General features: G+C 33.6%; 26 protein-coding genes and 2 tRNA genes. 10 read left to right on the top strand and 18 right to left on the bottom strand.

The window, feature by feature from the left end:
- Positions 1-34 precede the first annotated feature (34 nt).
- A complete protein-coding gene (locus FGL31_RS06035; protein ID WP_099371021.1) occupies positions 35-361 on the top strand; it encodes a HesB/IscA family protein in 327 nt (108 codons plus the stop codon).
- A 28-nt stretch (positions 362-389) separates the two neighbouring features.
- Here the strand turns inward: FGL31_RS06035 and FGL31_RS06030 are convergent, their stop codons facing one another.
- The 3 genes from FGL31_RS06030 to FGL31_RS06020 all read right to left on the bottom strand — a co-directional run bounded on the left by FGL31_RS06030 (position 390) and on the right by FGL31_RS06020 (position 3,435).
- A complete protein-coding gene (locus tag FGL31_RS06030; RefSeq protein WP_138090051.1) occupies positions 390-1,463 on the bottom strand; it encodes a DUF3810 domain-containing protein in 1,074 nt (357 codons plus the stop codon).
- Between the two features lies 1 nt (position 1,464).
- Positions 1,465-2,418 (bottom strand): nucleoid-associated protein, encoded by a 954-nt coding sequence (locus FGL31_RS06025; RefSeq protein ID WP_317130970.1) that lies wholly within the window; start codon positions 2,416-2,418, stop codon positions 1,465-1,467.
- 219 nt (positions 2,419-2,637) lie between these two features.
- A complete protein-coding gene (locus FGL31_RS06020) occupies positions 2,638-3,435 on the bottom strand; it encodes a histone deacetylase family protein (protein WP_317130969.1) in 798 nt (265 codons plus the stop codon).
- Between the two features lie 178 nt (positions 3,436-3,613).
- On the opposite strand from FGL31_RS06020, the gene FGL31_RS22535 reads away from it, so the two are divergent.
- The 4 genes from FGL31_RS22535 to FGL31_RS06005 all read left to right on the top strand — a co-directional run bounded on the left by FGL31_RS22535 (position 3,614) and on the right by FGL31_RS06005 (position 5,591).
- Positions 3,614-3,784 (top strand): hypothetical protein, encoded by a 171-nt coding sequence (locus FGL31_RS22535; RefSeq protein ID WP_171017563.1) that lies wholly within the window; start codon positions 3,614-3,616, stop codon positions 3,782-3,784.
- A 67-nt stretch (positions 3,785-3,851) separates the two neighbouring features.
- A complete protein-coding gene (locus tag FGL31_RS06015) occupies positions 3,852-4,178 on the top strand; it encodes a hypothetical protein (protein WP_138090050.1) in 327 nt (108 codons plus the stop codon).
- 43 nt (positions 4,179-4,221) lie between these two features.
- Positions 4,222-4,869 (top strand): TatD family hydrolase, encoded by a 648-nt coding sequence (locus FGL31_RS06010; RefSeq protein ID WP_138090049.1) that lies wholly within the window; start codon positions 4,222-4,224, stop codon positions 4,867-4,869.
- Between the two features lie 2 nt (positions 4,870-4,871).
- Positions 4,872-5,591 carry a tRNA threonylcarbamoyladenosine dehydratase gene (locus tag FGL31_RS06005; protein ID WP_138090048.1) on the top strand — a complete coding sequence of 240 codons (720 nt, stop codon included), beginning with the start codon at positions 4,872-4,874 and terminating at the stop codon, positions 5,589-5,591.
- 29 nt (positions 5,592-5,620) lie between these two features.
- On the opposite strand, the gene FGL31_RS06000 is transcribed toward FGL31_RS06005, so the two are convergent.
- The 6 genes from FGL31_RS06000 to FGL31_RS05980 form a co-directional block, all read right to left on the bottom strand.
- Positions 5,621-5,908 (bottom strand): hypothetical protein, encoded by a 288-nt coding sequence (locus FGL31_RS06000; RefSeq protein WP_138090047.1) that lies wholly within the window; start codon positions 5,906-5,908, stop codon positions 5,621-5,623.
- 188 nt (positions 5,909-6,096) lie between these two features.
- Positions 6,097-7,134: a M16 family metallopeptidase gene (locus tag FGL31_RS05995; RefSeq protein WP_232046309.1), complete on the bottom strand. Its 1,038-nt coding sequence runs from the start codon at positions 7,132-7,134 to the stop codon at positions 6,097-6,099.
- Positions 7,097-7,387, bottom strand: a complete 291-nt coding sequence (locus tag FGL31_RS24660) for a hypothetical protein (protein WP_232046308.1) — start codon at positions 7,385-7,387, stop codon at positions 7,097-7,099. Before FGL31_RS24660 ends, FGL31_RS05995 begins: the two co-directional genes overlap by 38 nt.
- Complete coding sequence (locus FGL31_RS05990; protein ID WP_138090046.1) at positions 7,377-8,636, bottom strand: M16 family metallopeptidase; 1,260 nt, start codon at positions 8,634-8,636, stop codon at positions 7,377-7,379. Before FGL31_RS05990 ends, FGL31_RS24660 begins: the two co-directional genes overlap by 11 nt.
- A 13-nt stretch (positions 8,637-8,649) precedes the next feature.
- Complete coding sequence (gene hemF, locus FGL31_RS05985; protein WP_138090045.1) at positions 8,650-9,546, bottom strand: oxygen-dependent coproporphyrinogen oxidase; 897 nt, start codon at positions 9,544-9,546, stop codon at positions 8,650-8,652.
- Positions 9,546-10,541, bottom strand: a complete 996-nt coding sequence (locus FGL31_RS05980) for an NAD(P)H-dependent glycerol-3-phosphate dehydrogenase (RefSeq protein WP_262709049.1) — start codon at positions 10,539-10,541, stop codon at positions 9,546-9,548. Before FGL31_RS05980 ends, hemF begins: the two co-directional genes overlap by 1 nt.
- A 245-nt stretch (positions 10,542-10,786) precedes the next feature.
- Between FGL31_RS05980 and FGL31_RS05975 the strand changes: the two genes are divergently transcribed.
- Entirely contained in the window at positions 10,787-11,551 is a 765-nt protein-coding gene (locus FGL31_RS05975) for a hypothetical protein (RefSeq protein WP_138090044.1), read from the top strand.
- A gap of 54 nt (positions 11,552-11,605) precedes the next feature.
- Here FGL31_RS05975 and FGL31_RS05970 read toward each other — a convergent pair whose 3' ends face one another.
- From FGL31_RS05970 to FGL31_RS05960, 3 genes are all read right to left on the bottom strand, one after another.
- Positions 11,606-12,061 (bottom strand): GyrI-like domain-containing protein, encoded by a 456-nt coding sequence (locus FGL31_RS05970; protein ID WP_138090043.1) that lies wholly within the window; start codon positions 12,059-12,061, stop codon positions 11,606-11,608.
- A 64-nt stretch (positions 12,062-12,125) separates the two neighbouring features.
- Positions 12,126-13,070: an alpha/beta fold hydrolase gene (locus FGL31_RS05965; RefSeq protein ID WP_138090042.1), complete on the bottom strand. Its 945-nt coding sequence runs from the start codon at positions 13,068-13,070 to the stop codon at positions 12,126-12,128.
- Between the two features lie 3 nt (positions 13,071-13,073).
- The gene (locus tag FGL31_RS05960; RefSeq protein ID WP_099371034.1) at positions 13,074-13,391 is read right to left on the bottom strand and encodes a winged helix-turn-helix transcriptional regulator; all 318 of its coding nucleotides are present in this window, start codon (positions 13,389-13,391) and stop codon (positions 13,074-13,076) included.
- A gap of 126 nt (positions 13,392-13,517) precedes the next feature.
- Here FGL31_RS05960 and FGL31_RS05955 point away from each other — a divergent pair, with 126 nt between their 5' ends.
- The 3 genes from FGL31_RS05955 to FGL31_RS05945 all read left to right on the top strand — a co-directional run bounded on the left by FGL31_RS05955 (position 13,518) and on the right by FGL31_RS05945 (position 15,215).
- A complete protein-coding gene (locus tag FGL31_RS05955; RefSeq protein ID WP_138090041.1) occupies positions 13,518-13,919 on the top strand; it encodes a nuclear transport factor 2 family protein in 402 nt (133 codons plus the stop codon).
- A 75-nt stretch (positions 13,920-13,994) separates the two neighbouring features.
- Positions 13,995-14,387, top strand: a complete 393-nt coding sequence (locus FGL31_RS05950) for a VOC family protein (RefSeq protein WP_138090040.1) — start codon at positions 13,995-13,997, stop codon at positions 14,385-14,387.
- 63 nt (positions 14,388-14,450) lie between these two features.
- Positions 14,451-15,215 carry a hypothetical protein gene (locus FGL31_RS05945; RefSeq protein WP_138090039.1) on the top strand — a complete coding sequence of 255 codons (765 nt, stop codon included), beginning with the start codon at positions 14,451-14,453 and terminating at the stop codon, positions 15,213-15,215.
- A 131-nt stretch (positions 15,216-15,346) separates the two neighbouring features.
- Here the strand turns inward: FGL31_RS05945 and FGL31_RS05940 are convergent, their stop codons facing one another.
- Positions 15,347-15,976 carry a DNA alkylation repair protein gene (locus FGL31_RS05940; protein WP_138094684.1) on the bottom strand — a complete coding sequence of 210 codons (630 nt, stop codon included), beginning with the start codon at positions 15,974-15,976 and terminating at the stop codon, positions 15,347-15,349.
- A 512-nt stretch (positions 15,977-16,488) separates the two neighbouring features.
- Positions 16,489-16,576, bottom strand: a tRNA-Ser gene (locus tag FGL31_RS05935).
- Between the two features lie 286 nt (positions 16,577-16,862).
- On the opposite strand from FGL31_RS05935, the gene FGL31_RS05930 reads away from it, so the two are divergent.
- Positions 16,863-16,936 (top strand) — tRNA-Arg (locus FGL31_RS05930).
- Positions 16,937-17,044: 108 nt separating this feature from the next.
- Here the strand turns inward: FGL31_RS05930 and FGL31_RS05925 are convergent.
- The 4 genes from FGL31_RS05925 to FGL31_RS05910 all read right to left on the bottom strand — a co-directional run bounded on the left by FGL31_RS05925 (position 17,045) and on the right by FGL31_RS05910 (position 18,750).
- Entirely contained in the window at positions 17,045-17,482 is a 438-nt protein-coding gene (locus tag FGL31_RS05925; protein WP_138090038.1) for a hypothetical protein, read from the bottom strand.
- A gap of 101 nt (positions 17,483-17,583) precedes the next feature.
- Positions 17,584-17,736, bottom strand: a complete 153-nt coding sequence (locus FGL31_RS29660; protein ID WP_394366183.1) for a PLDc N-terminal domain-containing protein — start codon at positions 17,734-17,736, stop codon at positions 17,584-17,586.
- A gap of 111 nt (positions 17,737-17,847) precedes the next feature.
- Positions 17,848-18,072 (bottom strand): PLDc N-terminal domain-containing protein, encoded by a 225-nt coding sequence (locus tag FGL31_RS29655; protein ID WP_138090036.1) that lies wholly within the window; start codon positions 18,070-18,072, stop codon positions 17,848-17,850.
- 201 nt (positions 18,073-18,273) lie between these two features.
- Positions 18,274-18,750 (bottom strand): hypothetical protein, encoded by a 477-nt coding sequence (locus FGL31_RS05910; RefSeq protein ID WP_138090035.1) that lies wholly within the window; start codon positions 18,748-18,750, stop codon positions 18,274-18,276.
- Positions 18,751-18,807: the final 57 nt, after the last annotated feature.

The raw sequence follows: 18,807 nt of genomic DNA, 5'->3' as shown, positions 1-18,807 counted from the left end.
TATGTAATTTTGTAAATAATTAAAGAAGGAAATCATGGTTACCATAACAGATAAAGCAAAACAACGTATAGATTCGATAATGAAGGATGAGAATTACGATGACACTTATTTCGTGCGCGTAGCTGTTGAAAGTGGAGGTTGTTCAGGTCTTTCTTATAAATTGAATTTTGACAACGAAGAGAAAAAAGGCGATCAGTTTTTTGAAGATAAAGGCGTTAAAATCTGTTTAGATATCAAGTCATACCTTTATTTGGCAGGTACTGAATTAGATTATTCTGACGGATTAAATGGTAAAGGTTTTGAATTCCATAATCCGAATGCTTCAAGAACTTGTGCTTGTGGAGAAAGTTTCTCCGTTTAAAGATAATTGAATACATACAATAGGCAATCTATTTAGGTTGCCTATTTTTTTGTTCCCAAGCGATAATCAATCGGCTTACCATGCCATATCTTGCCATTCCTTCGGCTTGATTATTATGCTTCAAATATTGGTTGTAGAACAATCCGGACGCATCTGCTAACCAACCAGTATATCTCTTCCAGTATTCTTGGTCAGTTTTTATATCCATTATTACTTTAGGAGAAAGCTTCGATTTATAGGTTTCAAATGCTGTGCTATCCACCAAATACAAAGTCCTTAAAAGATAGGTGGTGCTTTCATAATATGCTGAATATTGAAACCAGGGATCCTCATTTTCCTTTAATTTCACGAAAGCAATAAAATTACATTCATCCTCAAAGCCTATTCCCATTTGGTGGGACAACTCATGTGCTACTGTAAAAGGATAGCTTGTTAATGGCATCTGTCCATTGACATGGGCTTCATTGCTGAAGGGATTAAAATAACCCGATACTCCAAAATAAGATGCCATGGACCCTATTATTGGTGTCTTAATCTTTACTTGGGTTTTTGAAAGCATCTGAAAGAGGCTGTCGGATTTCATCAATTTCTCAATCCTGTGGTCTGCCTCACTCCTATTTTTGTCTGTAAAAATCAAACCTTCCCTAAGCGTATTTGCTTTTTGTATATGTTCATCTAAAACAGCCAGATGGTCCTCCAGCAAGATAGTATCTACTTTAAGTTCCATCTGCTTGCTGATAGGAATACGAAAATAATTCATTGCCCAAGCTGCATAGAAGAAAATATACACAGTCAACAAAAAACCTATGAAACGTAATACTTGAATTCCAGATTTTCTAAACTGCTTTTTAAAAAGTAAAATGAATGACTTTATCAGGATATACCCCAGTACAACAAAAATAACAGCATACAATATGTCACCTATGCTAAATGGTAACCATCCAAAAAGTAGTTTCGGTAGGTAAGCGTAGATTGGGTAGAATCCCCTACTATAAAAGTGCTCTACCCATTGAGGGTTCGATTGGAAAACCTGAAGCCCAATAATTAGCAATATACATATGCCAATCCATTTGAAATACCAATTTTTAGACTTCTTGGCCATATTATTCTTCGTTCTCGAAATATAACTTATAATAGTTCATTCCTTTATCCTCATCATATCCTTTCTCCAAAAGCTCACGTTTCCCATGTACATAGATATGGAAATTTTTATCAAGCTTTAACACTGACTTATAGCTACTAGCCATTTTTTTTACTGCCGGAGCAGCGATATCAAAATTAGACTGGAATGGAGTTTCAAACTCATCTTCAAAATTACTTTTATAATCTTTGAACAATGAAATAGCATCAGGGTTACCAATTACCTCTTCATTAAATTCATTTTCATCAAAGGTCTCTTTAGTTTTGAAATAATTCATTGACCTATTCATCAGGTCAATTTTGTCGGCTTTATCCATTTCAAAAACTTCATCGATCTTTTCAGCAACAAAGTTTTTGTATACCTTCATCAGGTTTCCAGTTTGTTGGAAATTGTCGTTTCGAGTTTTAAGCTTCAAGAAATCATCCTTCCAATAAACTGCTTCTGAACCATTTGTTTGGTCTACACATAGTACTTTGTAGCCTTGCTCCTCTTCGACGTTCACAATCACGACGCCTTTATCCAGCTTATTGATATTGATCGCTTTCTCCTCGTAGTTTACGCCTAATCCTGATGCTTCAGTATATACTTTTAAGTAAGCTTCTTTGTTTTCAGATTTAAAAATCCCAATGGCTTTATGTTCTTCCCCTTCCAATTGCACATTATCCAAAGCCACTACATAAAGTTCACCAGATTTGATTTTCGGATGTTCGGTAACCTCATATAAAAACTTGGCAATGGATTTAGAGAATTCCAAGAACGGTAATTCCCCTTTAAAATATTGCCTAGAGAAGTAAAATACTTCATTTAATTCAAGAGTATAATTGGGATGATAAAATCTATATACTTCATTTGCCTTTGCAAAAGGCTTCATAAAGTATTGCATCAGTAAATCTGCCAAGGTTTCATCAGATCTCACGTCAACTTCTTCTTCAGATAATGTAAAATACTCGTCTTGGCTTTTTGTTTCCTACATGATGGATAATCAAATTCAGAAAACTAGCATCTTGGTGAAAAAACATATATTTTTTATAAATCGTAAATGTCTATTGCTGTTCTGTAAGTGTTCACATGCGCATTAACTATATCCTTTATATGGTAAGAATATCCGCCACCCATACTTACTTCTACAGGTACTTTATATTTTTTTGCAATTTTGGAAAACTATTGAGTCTCTTAACCGACAACCCTCAAGGGTCATATTGAATTTTCCAAGTTTATCGGTCCCTAGGACATCAACGCCGGATTGAAAATACACAAATTCAGGCTCAACTCTATCCAATAACTTTGGAAGGGTATCATTCAAGATATTCAAATACTCTTCATCTTCAATACCATCATGCAGGGCAATATCGAAATGAGATTTCTCCTTTTTAAAAGGGAAATTCTTCTCGCCATGAATAGAAAAGGTGATGATCTGGTCATGATCCTCAAAGATATGGGCAGTTCCGTTTCCTTGGTGCACATCAAGGTCAATTATCAATATTTTTTTTGCTAATTTTTCATGAAATAAATATGCAGAAGCAACTGCTTGGTCATTAAGCAAACAAAAACCTTCTCCAAAGTCTTTACCAGCATGATGTGTGCCACCGGCGGTATTAAATGAAACTCCGGTCTTTATTGCTTCTAAGGATGATTTGATGCTACCATCAATCAAATACAGCTCACGGTTTACCAGAGATTCTGACATAGGAAATCCTATCCTCCTGATCATTTTAGGGTCTAAACGAAGGTTTAAGAGATCATCCGTATACTGTTTATCATGAGCCAAATAGACAATTTGTCTATCGACCAATTCAGGCTCGAAAAAATTGTCAATCTTCACCAATCCCTCATATAATAATTGTTCTGGAATCAGCTCATATTTCATCATTGGAAAACGATGCCCCTCGGGCAAAGGATGGATATAAGCAGTATGATGGGCGATTTTCAGCAATTCTTAAAATTTGTAACGAAGATATGGAATCCAAAATCAAATCGGAATCCTTGTCTAAAAATCTTCTCAGCTCTTGACAATCTCATTGCATTGAGTTAACTTTAGTATAAGTCCTAATGATCTAGTACCTACAAGATTAGACGGATGTAACCAATATAAACGAAATAAAGGAGGCAAAATGTTCAACAAAAAAAACAACACCTCTAAGGAAGATTCACAGAATCCAGGGAAACAGCACCCATTTATTAGAAAAATCAAAGACAAATTAATTGCTGACAATTCTAAGAATTATATGAAACTTATCATGGAGGATTTGAAATCCAAAAACTATGTTTTCAGCAACAATTAAAATATTTTAAAAACGAAATATCCTTATTGCTGTTATTAAGGTAGTTATACCTAGATATTTTAGCATTATGGTAATTGACATTGATTCCCTTTTAGGCGCAGAAATTGTAAAAACAGAGGAAGATTCCAAAACCCAAACTCTTCTGGTAACTCTATTGTTGGATGGAGAATCTGATCAGCATGAATTTGAAAAGGTTATGCGGTTTGATCAGGTAACCCATTATTCGCGCTCAGAAATCGCTCATGAAGGGTATCCTGTCATCCTTGAAATTTCTGAAACTGTGCCAGAAATTGAAAAGACATTTGACAATGACCACTCTCGAAAAAGATTTAAAATCGACACCACCTCAGGAATTATTATTCTTGAATTCGAAAGCTGTGAATTCGTAAATTAATTTTTGTAAAAAATATCATTAGTTTAGTAAAAATATCTACGAAATGCTAATTGATATTCATACCCACAAACATGCAGAATCGGACCAAGGCTCTTTGGCAATCCCGAATGTAATAGTTTCTAAAGACTCCGTTTACAGAACTCCTTGTAGCGCCGGAATTCATCCTTGGTATATCGATTCGGATTTTGATCTACAGTTTGAAACACTCAGACAATACCAATCAAAGGATGGAGTTATTGCCGTTGGAGAATGTGGATTAGACAAGATGACTTCTACTCCTTGGGAAAAACAAGTATATGCATTTGAAAAGCAAATTGAATTAGCTAACCAGGTCAACAAGCCATTGATAATACATTGTGTAAGAGCATATTCTGAGGTTTTCACTTCCTTAACAGCCAAACAAAATAAAGTTCCTGTACTAATCCATGGTTTTGCCAAAAACTGGGAGTTAGCCAAAACACTTCTAAAACATGGTTACTACTTTTCCTTAGGACCTAATATTTTAAAAGGTGCTATGACTGAAGTTATTCAAAACATTCCACTAGACCGTCTTTTCTTAGAAACTGACGATAAGGATACAAAAATCTCTGAAATTTATGCTTATTTTTGCCGCGCCAGAAAATTGCCTTTGGAGCAACTGGAGCAGCAGATCATGCTGAATTTCAAGAAGGTTTTTAATTATACAATATAGGAATGATGGATATATCATGGCTCTCACGCACCGAAGCTCTTGTCGGTAGAGAAGCACTGGAAAAATTAGCAAACTCGCACGTGATGGTTCTGGGTTTAGGAGGTGTTGGATCCTTCGCAGCTGAGTTTATTGCAAGGTCAGGAGTTGGTAAAATGACAATTATTGATGGTGACACCGTTGATCCAAGCAATAGGAACAGACAGTTACCAGCATTAGCCACCAACCATGGCGAACCAAAGGCACAGATTATGAAAGAACGTCTATTGGCAATAAACCCTGAACTTGAGCTAAATGTTATCCAAGAATTTATTCTTCCTCAAACTATTCCTGGTTTACTTGAATTGAAACCTGACTATTGTGTGGAAGCTATTGATAGTATCACCCCTAAATTGTTTTTTATTCGATTAGCACTTGATGCTAAAATTCCATTTGTAAGTTCAATGGGAGCTGGAGGTAAAGTTGACCCTACTAAAATCAAGGTAGCTGACATCGGAAAAACATTTAACTGTAAACTGGCTCAACATATCCGTAAGAAACTTAAAAAACATGGAATCAAAAAAGGTGTAAAAGTCGTATTCTCAACTGAACTACCTGACAAAGATTCTTTGCTATATACTGATGGTAGTAACTTTAAGAAATCGGCTTATGGGACCATGTCATATCTTCCAGCAGCATTTGGTGGAACATTGGCTTCAGTGGTAATCAGAGATTTGATGGAATAATTAGGTCTGAAGCAGCATTAACCAACGCCTTAATCTACAGGTCCCAAATTCGTATAAACAGTCTCATAAACAATGACTGATTGAACCTCACTGGTTTTTCTTTTTAGTTCAGCAATTTGTGCGTTGGTAAGTTCAACAAATTCAACACTTACCAGCCACTTTCCATTAATATTTTGACCCTCAAAATTAGGAGGAGCTTCTCTACTAAAGGTTTCTATTTTCCACTTATAAACCGTTGGATCAGAGAGATCTAATTCATCTTTTGAACAAGAGATCGAGAGCACGAACATAGTAACTAAAACTGCGAGCTTTTTCATCCTTTAGGTGTTTAAAATTAGTTCAATAAAATATCCTAATTTAATTAATTGGCGGTGCTGTTAACAAACTTTCACTTAAATAAAAATACAAATAAAATTTATTTAAATAAAACCTCAAATTCAAAGCATAAAAAAAGTTCCATCTAATTAACAAATGGAACTTTTTAAAGTTAAGCTCTTATTTAAATTTAAATTTTATTAAAAGAATTCCCCACGACTACCTTCACCATTTCATCCATTCCTAAATATTTCTGTGCAATATCCTGCACCTGGTCAGCAGTTATGCCCCTCACCACATTGCTGTAATATGTATAGTAATCTAAATTCAACCCCGAATAGTATACCGATTTGAATTTATCAACGTGAGAAAAAATGGACTCTAAACTGCCAAGCATAGAGCCTAACATATAGTTTCTAACTAATTCCAATTCTTCTTCGTTAACCTTTTCATCTTGCAATCTTTTTGACTCCAGTCCTATTTGTTTAAGGGTATCTTCAGTATATTCTGAGCCTACATCCGTGGCAATAGAAATAAAACCAGCATGATTCAGGTTTGCAACCATAGAACCGATGCTATAGGTATAGCCTTTATCCTCACGGATATTACTCATTAACCTCGATCCAAAGAATCCACCAAACAAAGTATTCACAAATTGAAGTGCTGGATAATCAGCATGTGCTCTCTGGATTCCGATTTTCCCTAGTCTGATTGAGGACTGCAATGCTCCCTTCTTTTCAATCTGTAGGATTTCTGGCGAATGGTCTAACTTTTGAACAAATGGTAGTTTCTCTATTTGCACATCTCCTGTCCATTGCTCTTCAAAATAGTTCCTAAAACTCTTCAAAACCTCAGTGGTGATGTTACCTGACAGAAACAAAGTTGCATTCTTAGGCTGGATTTGCTGTTTGTATAAACGAATTAAATCTGCTCTATCCAAATCCTGCAAGAGCTGTTCAGTAACCGCGTTACCATACCGAGTATCACCGAATAATTGTTTATAGAATCTTCTGCGAGCTACAAAATCTGTCTTCTCCATAGAGATCTGTAAACTCTGCTTATTATTCCTGATATAAGTATCAAGTTCCTGTTGAGGAAATATGGAATTGTTTAGTATGTCGTTGACAATAGGTAATACCGCGTCTATATGCTTTCCTAAAGTGTATAAGGTAAGTGCATTTTGATCAAAACTAAATTCCGGTACCAGATATGCACCATAAAAAATCAATGTTCTCAGCTATCTGCGCACTATTGAGAGTCGAGGTACCTTCCTTCAACATTGAACTCAAAGCAGTATTGCGTACAGGGTTTTCAGCACCCTCAAATATATTGTTAAAAACAAATTCTGCTTTAATCAATTCTTGTTCAGGGGCATTGAAAACAAAAACTTTCAATCCATTGGAAAAATTGATTTCTTCAGGCTTTTCAAGACTGATGTTACCAATCCCATTAATCGATGGGGCGTCTAATCTATTCAGCATGAGCAACCTCCTTTTTTCTTGCATTATACAACAACGTAGATGAATTTTCTTTTCTAAAAGTCTCTTGAGAAACTCTGATGATATCCTCTGCAGTAATTCTCAAATATTTATCTACTTCCTGATTATATAATTCTGCATTTCCCAACAATTCATAATAAGATAAATTCATTGCTTTGTCCAATATAGACAACTCTGCAAATACCAATGTAGATTCTATCTTATTCTTTACCTTTGTGAGCTCTTCTATCGATACGGGTTCATTTTTCAGTTTATTCAATTCTTCCCATATTGCTTTTTCAGCATCCTGCAGACTTATTTCCTCAATAGGCTTACCTTCAACAACCACTAAATTGCTGTCTAAACTTCCCAAGACATAAGCATTGATTTCACTGAATAGTTTCCTGTCTTTCACCAATCTTCTATATAGTCTTGAAGACGTACCTCTGGCTAGGATATCAGTGATAAGATCTATAACTTGATAATTTGGATCTAAGCGGTCTACGGAATGAAATGCAATATAAATACTACTTACAGGAACATCAGCAGTTACTTCCTCAACCCTAGCTTCAAATTGAGCAGGTTCTTCAGGAAGATTGCGAAGATTTGGTTCTCCAACTGGAATGTCCGCAAACCATTTCTCAGAAAGTCTTTTTATTTCATCAAGTTTTACATTTCCAGTTATAGCAACAATAGCATTATTGGGAGTATAGAATTTTTTAAAGAAAGCTTTTACATCCTCCATTTTAGCATCTTCAATATGTTTGATCTCTTTTCCAATAGTTGCCCATTTATAAGGATGAACTTTGTAAGCAAGATCTCTCAACTTCAACCAAACATCTCCATAAGGTTGATTAAGATACCTTTGTTTAAACTCTTCTATCACCACATTTCGTTGAACTTCTAATCCCTGCTCATTAAAAGCAAGACCCATCATTCGGTCAGACTCTAACCAGAATGCAGTTTCAATATTATTTGCTGGTAATGTGATATAATAATTAGTGATATCGTTGGATGTAAAAGCATTGTTTTCGCCCCCAACCCTTTGCAAAGGCTGATCATAGTTCGGAATATTGACCGAACCACTGAACATCAAATGCTCAAAAAGATGCGCAAAGCCCGTTTTGTCCTCCTGCTCATCTCTAGCACCAACATTATATAGGATATTCATACATGCCATCGGACTATGTGGATCCTCATGAACAAGTACTTTCAACCCGTTTTTAAGAGTGAATCTCTCGAATTTTATCATTGATTATATTACTTTATACCCAGTTTATACCTTTTTTCAATAATGACAAAGTTCTCTCTTCCTTAGAATCAGCTTCTGTCTGAAAATTATAAAACCAATTAGCCTGCTCTGGTAGGCTCATCAGGATAGACTCAATTCTTCCATTGGTTTCCAATCCGAATTTCGTTCCTGCATCATATACCAAATTAAACTCTACATAACGTCCACGACGCAGTAATTGCCAGTTCTTTTCAGCTTCAGTAAATTGTTTATGCCTGCTCCTATTCACCAACTCACTATATACCTTCGGAAATAAATGCCCTAAATCGCACGAAAAATCAAAGATTTCCTGATCCGAAACACCTGCTTTTTCAGGAGTTAACTTATCATAGAAAATACCTCCGATACCTCGTGTTTCATCTCTATGCTTAATGAAGAAATAATTGTCTGCCCATTCCTTGAATTTTGGATAAAATGCTTCAGAATATTGATCGCAAACTTTTTTTAATTCACCATGGAAATATTGAGCATCATCTTCATCTACATAGTGCGGAGTTAGATCTATTCCTCCACCGAACCAACGAATTTTCTCATTTAATTCAAAATATCTGATATTCATGTGGATAATAGGAACCCACGGATTGTTCGGATGGATTACAATTGAAACTCCTGTTGCGAAGAACTCATCCTCATCAACACCAAAAGCCTTTTTTATCTGCTCTGGAAGTTTGCCATGGACTGCAGAAAAATTAACTCCACCCTTTTCAAGAATATCACCATGTTGGATAACTCGAGTACGGCCGCCACCGCCACCATCTCGTTCCCACAATTCTTCCTCAAAACGAGCCTTACCATCTAATGCCTCCAAGGCTTGGGTGATCTCGTCCTGAATTTCTTTATATTTTTCGGCAATCTCTTCTTTACTAATCATTATGTTAATTTATCTGCTAAGTTTTTGACAGCCACAGTAGCTATTTGATTTTTATATAAAATATTGTAAACAGTATTACAGATTGGCATTTCTAATTGATGATCAAGAATTATATCCTGAATACAATCTGATGCAAAGTAACCTTCGGCAACCATATTCATTTCCAATTGTGCAGATTTCACGCTGTAGCCTTTGCCTATCATGTTTCCAAATGTACGGTTCCTACTAAACTGAGAATAAGCAGTTACCAATAAATCACCTAAATATGCAGATTGATTGATTTCTCTAGGTTGAGGATCTATGGCATTCACAAAATATTCCATTTCGCGAATTGCATTCGAAATTAATACTGCCTGAAAATTATCACCATACCCTAGTCCATGGCAGATGCCACAAGCTAAGGCGTAGATATTTTTCAATACTGCTCCATACTCTACTCCAAGAATATCATTGGAAACTACTGTTTTTATATAATGAGTTTGGAAATATTGAGCTACGATCGCCGCATTAGCAGTATTCTTGGAAGCAAATGTCAAATAAGAAAGTTTCTCCAAAGAAACCTCTTCAGCATGACATGGACCGCCTACAACAACAATATCCTCAAAAGGAACGTCAAACTTAGTGTTTAAGAATTCACCAACGATTAATTTAATCGATGGAACAATACCTTTGATAGCCGATACTAAGAGTTTGTTTTTAAAATCAGATTGTTGTAGATCCTTTAACGCGTCTTCTAGATATGCAGCCGGAGTATTTAAAATAATAATATCTGAATTTTTTATAACTTCCTTTGGATCATGGTACAAACTAATATGGTCCAATTTGACTTCCACAGCACTTAGATACGATGGGTTGTGGTGATACTGTTCAATGTAGTCAATATCTTCTTGCCTGCGAACCCACCAATTTACATGTTTACTTTGCTGATTGTCAGTCAACATTTTGATCATTGCAGTTGCCCAACTTCCGCTACCTATCACTCCAATATTTGCCAATGCTCTCCTCCTTTGTTTAATTAATCTTCAAAGATACCAATAAAAAGGCTGTTAGAACGGTATTTATAGGTGAAAATTACTCCTTTTGATTAAACAGAAATAAAAAAGTGACGAATTTTTCTAAAAATCAATATATCCAACAATTATTAAAAGACACTATTGGTTTATTTTTTTAATCTGTAATTATAAAATCTTTACTAAAATTGATAATTTTGTGTAGCTGCAAGCTGACATATCATAAATAAATGCGTAATTTACTTAAACAAACCTCATTAGATTATTTTATATATTATCTAGAATCTAATAAACTGGAGATAAAATCTGAAAAGATAAAAGATGGATATGGTAATCCAATTCTTAAATCTCGAATTTTCAACCACAATGCACCTCAGGGAAAAATAAAAATCGGCATTATATCTCATTGGGGAGGTTTAGTTTCAGATTCATTTCATATCGAGAACCAATATTTAGATTTAAACTCCAACAATTACTATTTCAACGGCTTGGAAATCATTAATAATCAAGAATCATTTATTCATAGATTGAGCTTTATAGATTTTGAGGAAGATGATGGTATATTACCATTGAAACTAACCAGACTAAACTCTTCAATAGAGATTTTAATCAAAGATAAAATACCAAATAATATTGGTTATATTCTTTTTGGAGGCAATCTCCCTTCAAAAATATATCCATTTAAAACTACTTATTCTCTTGATTACAGCAGCCCAAAATTTCTTATGTTCAAAGCGCTAAGCTTCACAAAGAAATCTGGCAATATTTTGAAATCTGTAATCTATGCGGACAACAATATAAGTCAAGATTTTGAAATTCGAGCCTATGATTTCAACCATAAATTAATCGCATCTAAAGTCGTTAGCAATGTGAATTTTAAAGAAAATCACATAACTCGATTATCGATTAACCTATTTGACCAGCAAAAAGAAGTCGGATTTAAAATTCAATTTCCGGGCGATTATTCCAAAAACATAATTACAAAAGATTATTAAAAACCACAGTTTTTGGAATAATATTTAGGTTTATTATCAGTGCTATATCAAGTATTATTTTACAGACACATAAATATCAACAGAAGGATTTTCAGATTGGCATTGTTCTGCAGAATACACTTCAAAATCCGCCAAATAACTTCTATTCAAATCAGATGCCCATATTTTTGTCCAAGCGTCATAAATAACATCGCCAGAGATATTACCTTCCAATTTAATCTTCTCATATTTTGATGTTGGAATAAATTTAGAAATCATCCCTTCTGGAACTTCATCAAAAGAACTCACCTTACAACCTAAAATAGTAACATAGGGATGCTGAAAATCTCCTTCATAATCAGTATAAATGCAATACACGGCATCATCCATCCTATTTGGGATCTTTTCATCTAATCTTTCTCCAGCAAATTTTTCCCATAATGCTGGAATATCCTTCGCGGCACTGCCATCGGTATTACAAGTTTTTACTGAAATACCAATTACATTAAATGATTCAATGAATTCTTTCATCTGGTTGAATTATTATTTTAAGCAAAGAAAAAAAGTTTTTTGACAGCCTATTGTCAACAAGAATTTATCGACCCATCCGATCTTCAATCCACTTTAATATTTCTTTGTAAACTTCTTCTTTAATGTCCTCATTCAATATTTCATGCCTAAGTTTTGGGTATAAGTGATATTTTATATCCTTGTTCCCATGTTTTATCAACTCTTCTGCCGATGTTATTACTCCTTTTCCAAAATCTCCAATTGGATCATCTTCGCCACTTATCAATAAAAAAGGCAACTTATTAGGAACTTTCTTATACCACCCACTCCCACTACCCCACAGCATCAATTGTGCCGCTCCATAAAATGCATTATCCGTGAAATCAATCCCACTCAATTCATCAGAAAGGTAAGAGTCGCGATTCTCCTTGCTCAAACTTAACCAATTCAGGTTTTCGTGATTTGCCTCATCTTTGAATTTTCTATTATTAATCTCACCAAATTTATCATTCATAAACCTAGATCTTGTTTTAGGAACAACCTTATTCAGCAATCCCAAAAACATTGTTCCCAAAGCACTCCCTTTCATAGCATGTCCCGTACCGATCAATACTACACCATGGAATTGTTCCCCTATCCGCTGAACAACATTCCTTGTAACAAAGGATCCCAAAGAATGACCAATAATAAAATGTGGTAATTCAGGATGCTTTCCATTCAAAAATTCTGACATCACAATACCTGTGTGAATCATTAATTCGCCTGGTTGATTCGCATGGAAAAAACCTAGATCGTCCTTTTCCTTTGCAGTTTTTCCATGCCCAGGATGATCATAGGTCAGAACCGCAAAGCCAGAATTAGAAAGAAAATCCGCAAACTTATGATATCTACCACTATGCTCCTGCATTCCATGAAGAATAATAATAGTACCCCTTAGGTAATCAGAATCTGGTAGATATAAATTGTAGAAAATATCTAACGATGTATTATCAAATTTTACTTGATGAAAGCTTGAATTCTTGATTGCCATAAACTAAATATTGTTGTTAAGTCCAAATTCAATAATTTTATTAATTATCGGAAGTAATTTCTTCCCCATTTCTGTTAATGTATACTCCACACGTGGAGGTATTTCAGGGTAAGATTTTTTGTTAACAATTCCTTTTTCCGTTAAAAACTTCAACTGGCTGATCAACATTTTCTCGCTGATTCCAACAACACTCCTTTTAAGTTCTCCGTATCTTATGGTACGCTCATTTATTTGATATATGATAAGCATGGTCCACTTCCCTCCAATCACTTCCAGAGATTTTCTTAATGGGCAGTTTTCATCCGAAATATTTATTTCCATTTTAATAACCTGAATATCAATATTTATTTACTTTATGTAAGTACCATACTTTTAGGTAGGTACTTGACAATAGTATAGTAAAGATAGACATTTGTATTAAACAATTGATAATTAAAAAAATAAGATATGTCAAAAAACTTAAAGATTGTTCAGGATTATTTTAATGCAGTAGCTATTGGAGATTTTGAAACCGTAGGAAATCTATTTGCAGATGATGCGGTCTGGCATCAACCAGGTAAAGGAGTCCAATCTGGCACCTATAACGGAAAGATGGAATTATTTGGTCATCTGGGAAATTTCGGAAAATGGAGCGACGGAACCTTTGCTATGGATGAAATAAAATTCATTTCAGAAAATCAGGATTTGGTTGCTGTATCCATACATTTCAAAGCTGAAAAAGACGGAAAGTCATTATCCATGAATGGAATAGACCTACTTAGGATTGTAGATGATAAAATCAAAGAAGTTTGGTTGTTTTCTGAAAGAATTGATGAAGAAGATGAATTCTGGAACTTTGCCTCCAAATAATTAAAGTTAAACTGGCATATTGTATTAGATTGAACAATATGCCAGTTCTGTTTGTTGCTTTGAAAAACAAACATCATGAAATCTTCAGTGATATGGGCAAACTTCAGCGTTAAAAACGCCGACCGCTCGAGGGAATTTTACTATAAACTAGGTCTTACGCCAAATGGACCAAATAACAACCCTAACTTAGCTAGTTTCAAATTTGGAAAGGACAATTTTGTAATCCACTTTTTCCAAGAAGAATCAATTAAAGAATATCTCCCTCCTTGGGAAAATTCCAATAATGAGATAATATTTACCCTGTCAGCAGAGACACAAAATGAGGTTGAGGAATGGTATAAAAAAGTCGTTGATGCTGGAGGAATAATTATTAAAGAACTTATTAGAGACAAAGAAGGTTATTTTGGATTTGTGTTCTCAGACCCTGATGGACATAGATTTAATGTGCTTTTGATGGATAATATGTAGTGTTTTGAGTATCTTATAAAAAATAAATTTCATAAAAACACCTTAATAAGATTATAAGTAAATATGGATTTAAAAGAACTGGGATTATTGAATTTAAGACAATTAGGGATTAATAATTATGAGAATTGGTATGATGAATTTCCAATATATATAGATAATTTTCCTGATTTAATGTATTGGAATATTTTGCCAACTAAAGATTTAGGGATTGTTGAAGTCCCTTTAAAAAACGTAATTGGAACTGACCATATTTCCTATGGAAAGGGTTATACCTGGTTAGAAAATTTAGGAAATCTTAAAAAATTTAAAAAATGGTATACTAAAAAGTCGTTTTTAGATTATTTTAATTCAAATATTAATCAAGGTCTCGGAATATATTTATACAAATTTGGAAACAAATATATTATAGGAGGAGGAAATAATAGAATTCATATTGCCAAATTTTTGAACATTCCCTATTTAAATCTTCCTGTTCACGAGCATTTTTTTGACGAAGAGTTTTTTAATCTTATTAATAGGTACATAGAACTAGGTATCCCTTTGAATATTCCAGAAAAAAATCTAACTAGGGTTTATACTTGGATAATAAATTTTAAAGACATTTTAACTATCGGGTTACACGGATTCGATACTTTAAAAAAATTTTTAGAAATATATGAAAGTATATCTCTTGATTGGAGTACCTCATTTAAAACAAAGATATTTTTGTTATTTAATAGTGATTCTAATAAATTTAAACACATTTATGCGAATAACGATTTTGATCTTCAAACAATATCACTTATCAGAATATTAAAATTTAACATCTTTAATAATGCAAAATTATAAACTTAAAAATCTTTAATTCCTATGAGCTAATAAGATTTAGAATATTTTATTGAATGTTCAAGACTAAATTTTAAAAACCTTCCAATTCAACAAGAATCTGTAAATAAATCATTCATAATCAAATAATTGATTTATAAATTTCTTTTTTTGCTTTCAATGGCAATAAATTCTGGCAAATAATCAGGGGTACAACCTTTTGAAACCATTTGCCCTTTATAAAGCTCCGTTCTCTCACCAAGAGCAATACATCGATTGCGTAATAATCCTTCAAATACACCTATCCAAGCTGCTGTAAAATTCATTGCCCACTGCACTTCCGGTTCTTCATGCTCGATTTGTTTTTCAATGGTAGAAAGTAGTTTTTCGCTATCTGGCTGAATTTGTCCCATCCAGCGTAACCTAGCTTTATGATACCAAAAAACCCTTCTTTGAAGTGAAAAAGTACTATTTTCCCAACTATCTAACAATGAAATTGTTTTTTTGTCTTTGGTGAGTTGATTTGCCATTAACCAATCAATAAGTTGAAGCTTTTCTTTTTCGTTATGTTGATTAATGTCTGCTACCAATTTATCAATCAAGTCTTCTGTAAGATGTTTTTTGTCAAATATTAGGATTGCCAATTGTCGAGCAAAAAACTGCTTGGTTGACCAAAGTTCCATTGCCAATAGATGATCTTTATTAATCTGTTTTGCAATTTCCCGAATGTCGCCAAGTTTTGTATTCTTGTCGCTTATTTGTGATAAAATATTTTGTAATGTCATCAATATTCAAATTTCTAAATTATAATTAGTTCTATATAGCCATGAATTGAATTATACTCATAAAATACATTATTGATATTTTCCCGAAGATGATAAATCGGGGCAAAATAACTCATTGTTGCTCCCGAACTAGCCAAAACTAATTTTTCAGAGTTAAATTACAATTTAAATACGAATAAATTTCTTTCGGTCGTAGAGCCTCCGTACCCAAACCATGAACCATCCCTTTCTGAGGACAGCTTTAAATAAATAAACTCAGTTTGTGGCGCTTTCGGTTGCGTTGTTTCAGGTTGTTTAGGATAAGAATTTCTAGGATGAGATGATAAAAAAAATCAAACAAGAATTATTTGACTACATAAATCCAAATACTAAATACACTAAAAATAAAAGCTTTTTGAAGTTTACTATTGAGTAGAAATTCAGACGTTCGTAGCGCTATTGCTTTTACTAAAACTAATTGAGAAAAACCCCAGAAACAACAAAACCCGACTGACGTCGGGCTTTGAATTATTTGGCGGAGAGTGAGGGATTCGAACCCCCGAACCTGTGACAGTTAACGGTTTTCAAGACCGCCGCATTCGACCACTCTGCCAACTCTCCGCGACAAAAGTACAAATTCTGACTTGATCTCCAAATAAAAAGTGAAAATAAAACCAATTGAAAAACCCCTCCTATGCCCAATGAAGCTGATTTTTAACACATTAAACCTCAAAAAAATTTTATCCAAAAGATCTTTTAGAATTCCACAAGCTGTTAATAAGCTGCAAACCGCACCACCCTGAAAAATATGTGTTTGAAAGGCAATCAGTTAATGATTATTGTACCAAAAAAACATATTTTATTTTGCATTTATCAACCAAATACCTACTTTTGCTTCACAAAATAAGCGCCAATAGCTCAGCTGGATAGAGCAACGGTTTTCTAAACCGTAGGTCTTAGGTTCGAACCCTAATTGGCGTACATAAAACCCGCACTAATTATTTAAGGCGGGTTTTTTTATTTCCGTATCGGCAAACCTAAACAAAAAAGGATCTATTTTAAGGTAAAGTAGGAGAAGATCAGCAGCTTTTAAGGAATGGTTTCAATAGCTGTAAATTTTAAATTTTCATCTGATCTTAGCCATATCCCAAAAGATACACCTTCGTGTTGAGGTGCAATTTCGCCTTTCTCAAAAATCTCATAAAATACTACATAAGCTGGATAAGGTGAGCTTTGTAAAACAACCATCTTTTTAGAACGCTTAAGTCTAGATATCAATTCTGAGGTAAATATTCCCTTCATCCTTTCGGAGAAAAATACTTTTTTAGGAATATACTTATTTTTACCAAATTCATTACATGGTATACATCTAATTGAATCTGTACTATTGATCAACAAAGAATCAATTTTTTCACCCTCTATCAACTTTATTATATTCTCAGCTTTATGGTAAATTAGATTGGTATCAATTTGAGCGCATAATTTTGAACTTAGAAAAATAAATAGAAGTAATGTTAGATTTTTCATAACTGTTATTATTTATTGTTTAAGCCATTAATTAATAACACTCAATTTCCTAAGTAAATAAATTACGTTATTTTATAGATTTAGGTTATCATATTAGCACATTAATTTGTTTTTATCTTTCTGTTGTGAATTAACAAATAAATGATACTGCCAATTATGTTAAATAAAAAGATTACTAAAACCCAAACAATTTTTTGATTCCTCTCTATCTTATTGTTTGTCATTAAATGATATAAAGAAAAAACATAATATATAGATTGGTATTAATATTAATAATATTTTAAATAGATTATGATCACGAAAAAATTGCTCCATAGTTAGGCTTTCAAATTGAAGTTTTCATATAATATTGTCCTACACTAAATCTAAAAACGAGAAGAGCCAACACGTTTTTTATTATTTCCCCAAATCCAATACGCAATAGCTCCAATTAAGTTAAATATCAGAATAACTATAATCCACATAAGGCGCTCATTTGGTGATAGGTATTTATCAACAATAACTTTGTAGAAAGAGTATAGATAAAAAATTGACGGAATTAATAATACAATAAATTCAAGTCCTCCGATATTTATAAATAATAGGTTCATAATCCTTAGATTTTATCTAAAATAATAAAATAACATTAAACAATCCTTAACATTATATGAAATTAACAGATATAATATTTAGAGAAGAAATGTCCAGTTTATTTACTCTAAAAACTGGTAAAAACCCGTATTAAATAACAAACTTAAATTTTGATGTATTTGCTTTACAACTCCATTAACCTAAAATTCGGAACTTCTTTTCTAATATGCTTTGAAGGACTCCCATTGACTTTTTGCCACTTCCCTATTCCCTAAAGAAGAATCTAACAACAGATTTTCAGAATTCTTGATCTGATAGCTTAGCTGTTTCATTTTTAAAATCCGGTAATATTCATTTGGCGAGCAGCCTATATATTCATAAAAATGGTCCCGAAGTGTTCGATCCTTCACACCTAGATAACTGGCCAAATCTGCCAATTCAATTTTCCCAAAATTCTCCTCTGTCAGTTCAATGGCTCTTGCGATCAAGCTTAGGTCTCGATCCCTGAAATTCAACATCAATAGATTTTCAATGGCATTGACCCTCTTTTCAAGCTCATTACTACCCTGAATTTGCTTTAAAAATGGATCCATCCCATTGCCTACCATCTTTTCTACATCTATCAACCAATTAAATGAACTTATTGGTTTACTATTGAAAAAAGCCAAGGCATATGGCTTCAATACGGCAGCAAACACTTTGATTTTATCAGTATAAGGCCGTAAGCAGATTTTCTGTGTCGAAATTTTTGATAA

This window comes from Sphingobacterium daejeonense, assembly GCF_901472535.1.
Classification (GTDB): domain Bacteria; phylum Bacteroidota; class Bacteroidia; order Sphingobacteriales; family Sphingobacteriaceae; genus Sphingobacterium; species Sphingobacterium daejeonense.
This window is presented reverse-complemented; position numbering and strand designations above follow the sequence as displayed.

Excerpts from the sequence above, each read along its gene's own strand:
- FGL31_RS05965 (WP_138090042.1), bottom strand. The coding sequence starts at position 13,070 with ATGGCAATCAAGAATTCAAGCTTTCATCAAGTAAAATTTGATAATACA.
- FGL31_RS05970 (WP_138090043.1), bottom strand. The coding sequence starts at position 12,061 with ATGAAAGAATTCATTGAATCATTTAATGTAATTGGTATTTCAGTAAAA.
- FGL31_RS06035 (WP_099371021.1), top strand. The coding sequence starts at position 35 with ATGGTTACCATAACAGATAAAGCAAAACAACGTATAGATTCGATAATG.
- FGL31_RS06010 (WP_138090049.1), top strand. The coding sequence starts at position 4,222 with ATGCTAATTGATATTCATACCCACAAACATGCAGAATCGGACCAAGGC.
- FGL31_RS06015 (WP_138090050.1), top strand. The coding sequence starts at position 3,852 with ATGGTAATTGACATTGATTCCCTTTTAGGCGCAGAAATTGTAAAAACA.
- FGL31_RS05960 (WP_099371034.1), bottom strand. The coding sequence starts at position 13,391 with ATGGAAATAAATATTTCGGATGAAAACTGCCCATTAAGAAAATCTCTG.
- FGL31_RS29655 (WP_138090036.1), bottom strand. The coding sequence starts at position 18,072 with ATGAACCTATTATTTATAAATATCGGAGGACTTGAATTTATTGTATTA.
- FGL31_RS05925 (WP_138090038.1), bottom strand. The coding sequence starts at position 17,482 with ATGAAAAATCTAACATTACTTCTATTTATTTTTCTAAGTTCAAAATTA.
- FGL31_RS22535 (WP_171017563.1), top strand. The coding sequence starts at position 3,614 with ATGTTCAACAAAAAAAACAACACCTCTAAGGAAGATTCACAGAATCCA.
- FGL31_RS05955 (WP_138090041.1), top strand. The coding sequence starts at position 13,518 with ATGTCAAAAAACTTAAAGATTGTTCAGGATTATTTTAATGCAGTAGCT.
- FGL31_RS05990 (WP_138090046.1), bottom strand. The coding sequence starts at position 8,636 with ATGATAAAATTCGAGAGATTCACTCTTAAAAACGGGTTGAAAGTACTT.
- FGL31_RS06030 (WP_138090051.1), bottom strand. The coding sequence starts at position 1,463 with ATGGCCAAGAAGTCTAAAAATTGGTATTTCAAATGGATTGGCATATGT.
- FGL31_RS24660 (WP_232046308.1), bottom strand. The coding sequence starts at position 7,387 with ATGCTGAATAGATTAGACGCCCCATCGATTAATGGGATTGGTAACATC.
- FGL31_RS05940 (WP_138094684.1), bottom strand. The coding sequence starts at position 15,976 with ATGACATTACAAAATATTTTATCACAAATAAGCGACAAGAATACAAAA.
- FGL31_RS06000 (WP_138090047.1), bottom strand. The coding sequence starts at position 5,908 with ATGAAAAAGCTCGCAGTTTTAGTTACTATGTTCGTGCTCTCGATCTCT.
- FGL31_RS05975 (WP_138090044.1), top strand. The coding sequence starts at position 10,787 with ATGCGTAATTTACTTAAACAAACCTCATTAGATTATTTTATATATTAT.
- hemF (WP_138090045.1), bottom strand. The coding sequence starts at position 9,546 with ATGATTAGTAAAGAAGAGATTGCCGAAAAATATAAAGAAATTCAGGAC.
- FGL31_RS05950 (WP_138090040.1), top strand. The coding sequence starts at position 13,995 with ATGAAATCTTCAGTGATATGGGCAAACTTCAGCGTTAAAAACGCCGAC.
- FGL31_RS06005 (WP_138090048.1), top strand. The coding sequence starts at position 4,872 with ATGATGGATATATCATGGCTCTCACGCACCGAAGCTCTTGTCGGTAGA.
- FGL31_RS05945 (WP_138090039.1), top strand. The coding sequence starts at position 14,451 with ATGGATTTAAAAGAACTGGGATTATTGAATTTAAGACAATTAGGGATT.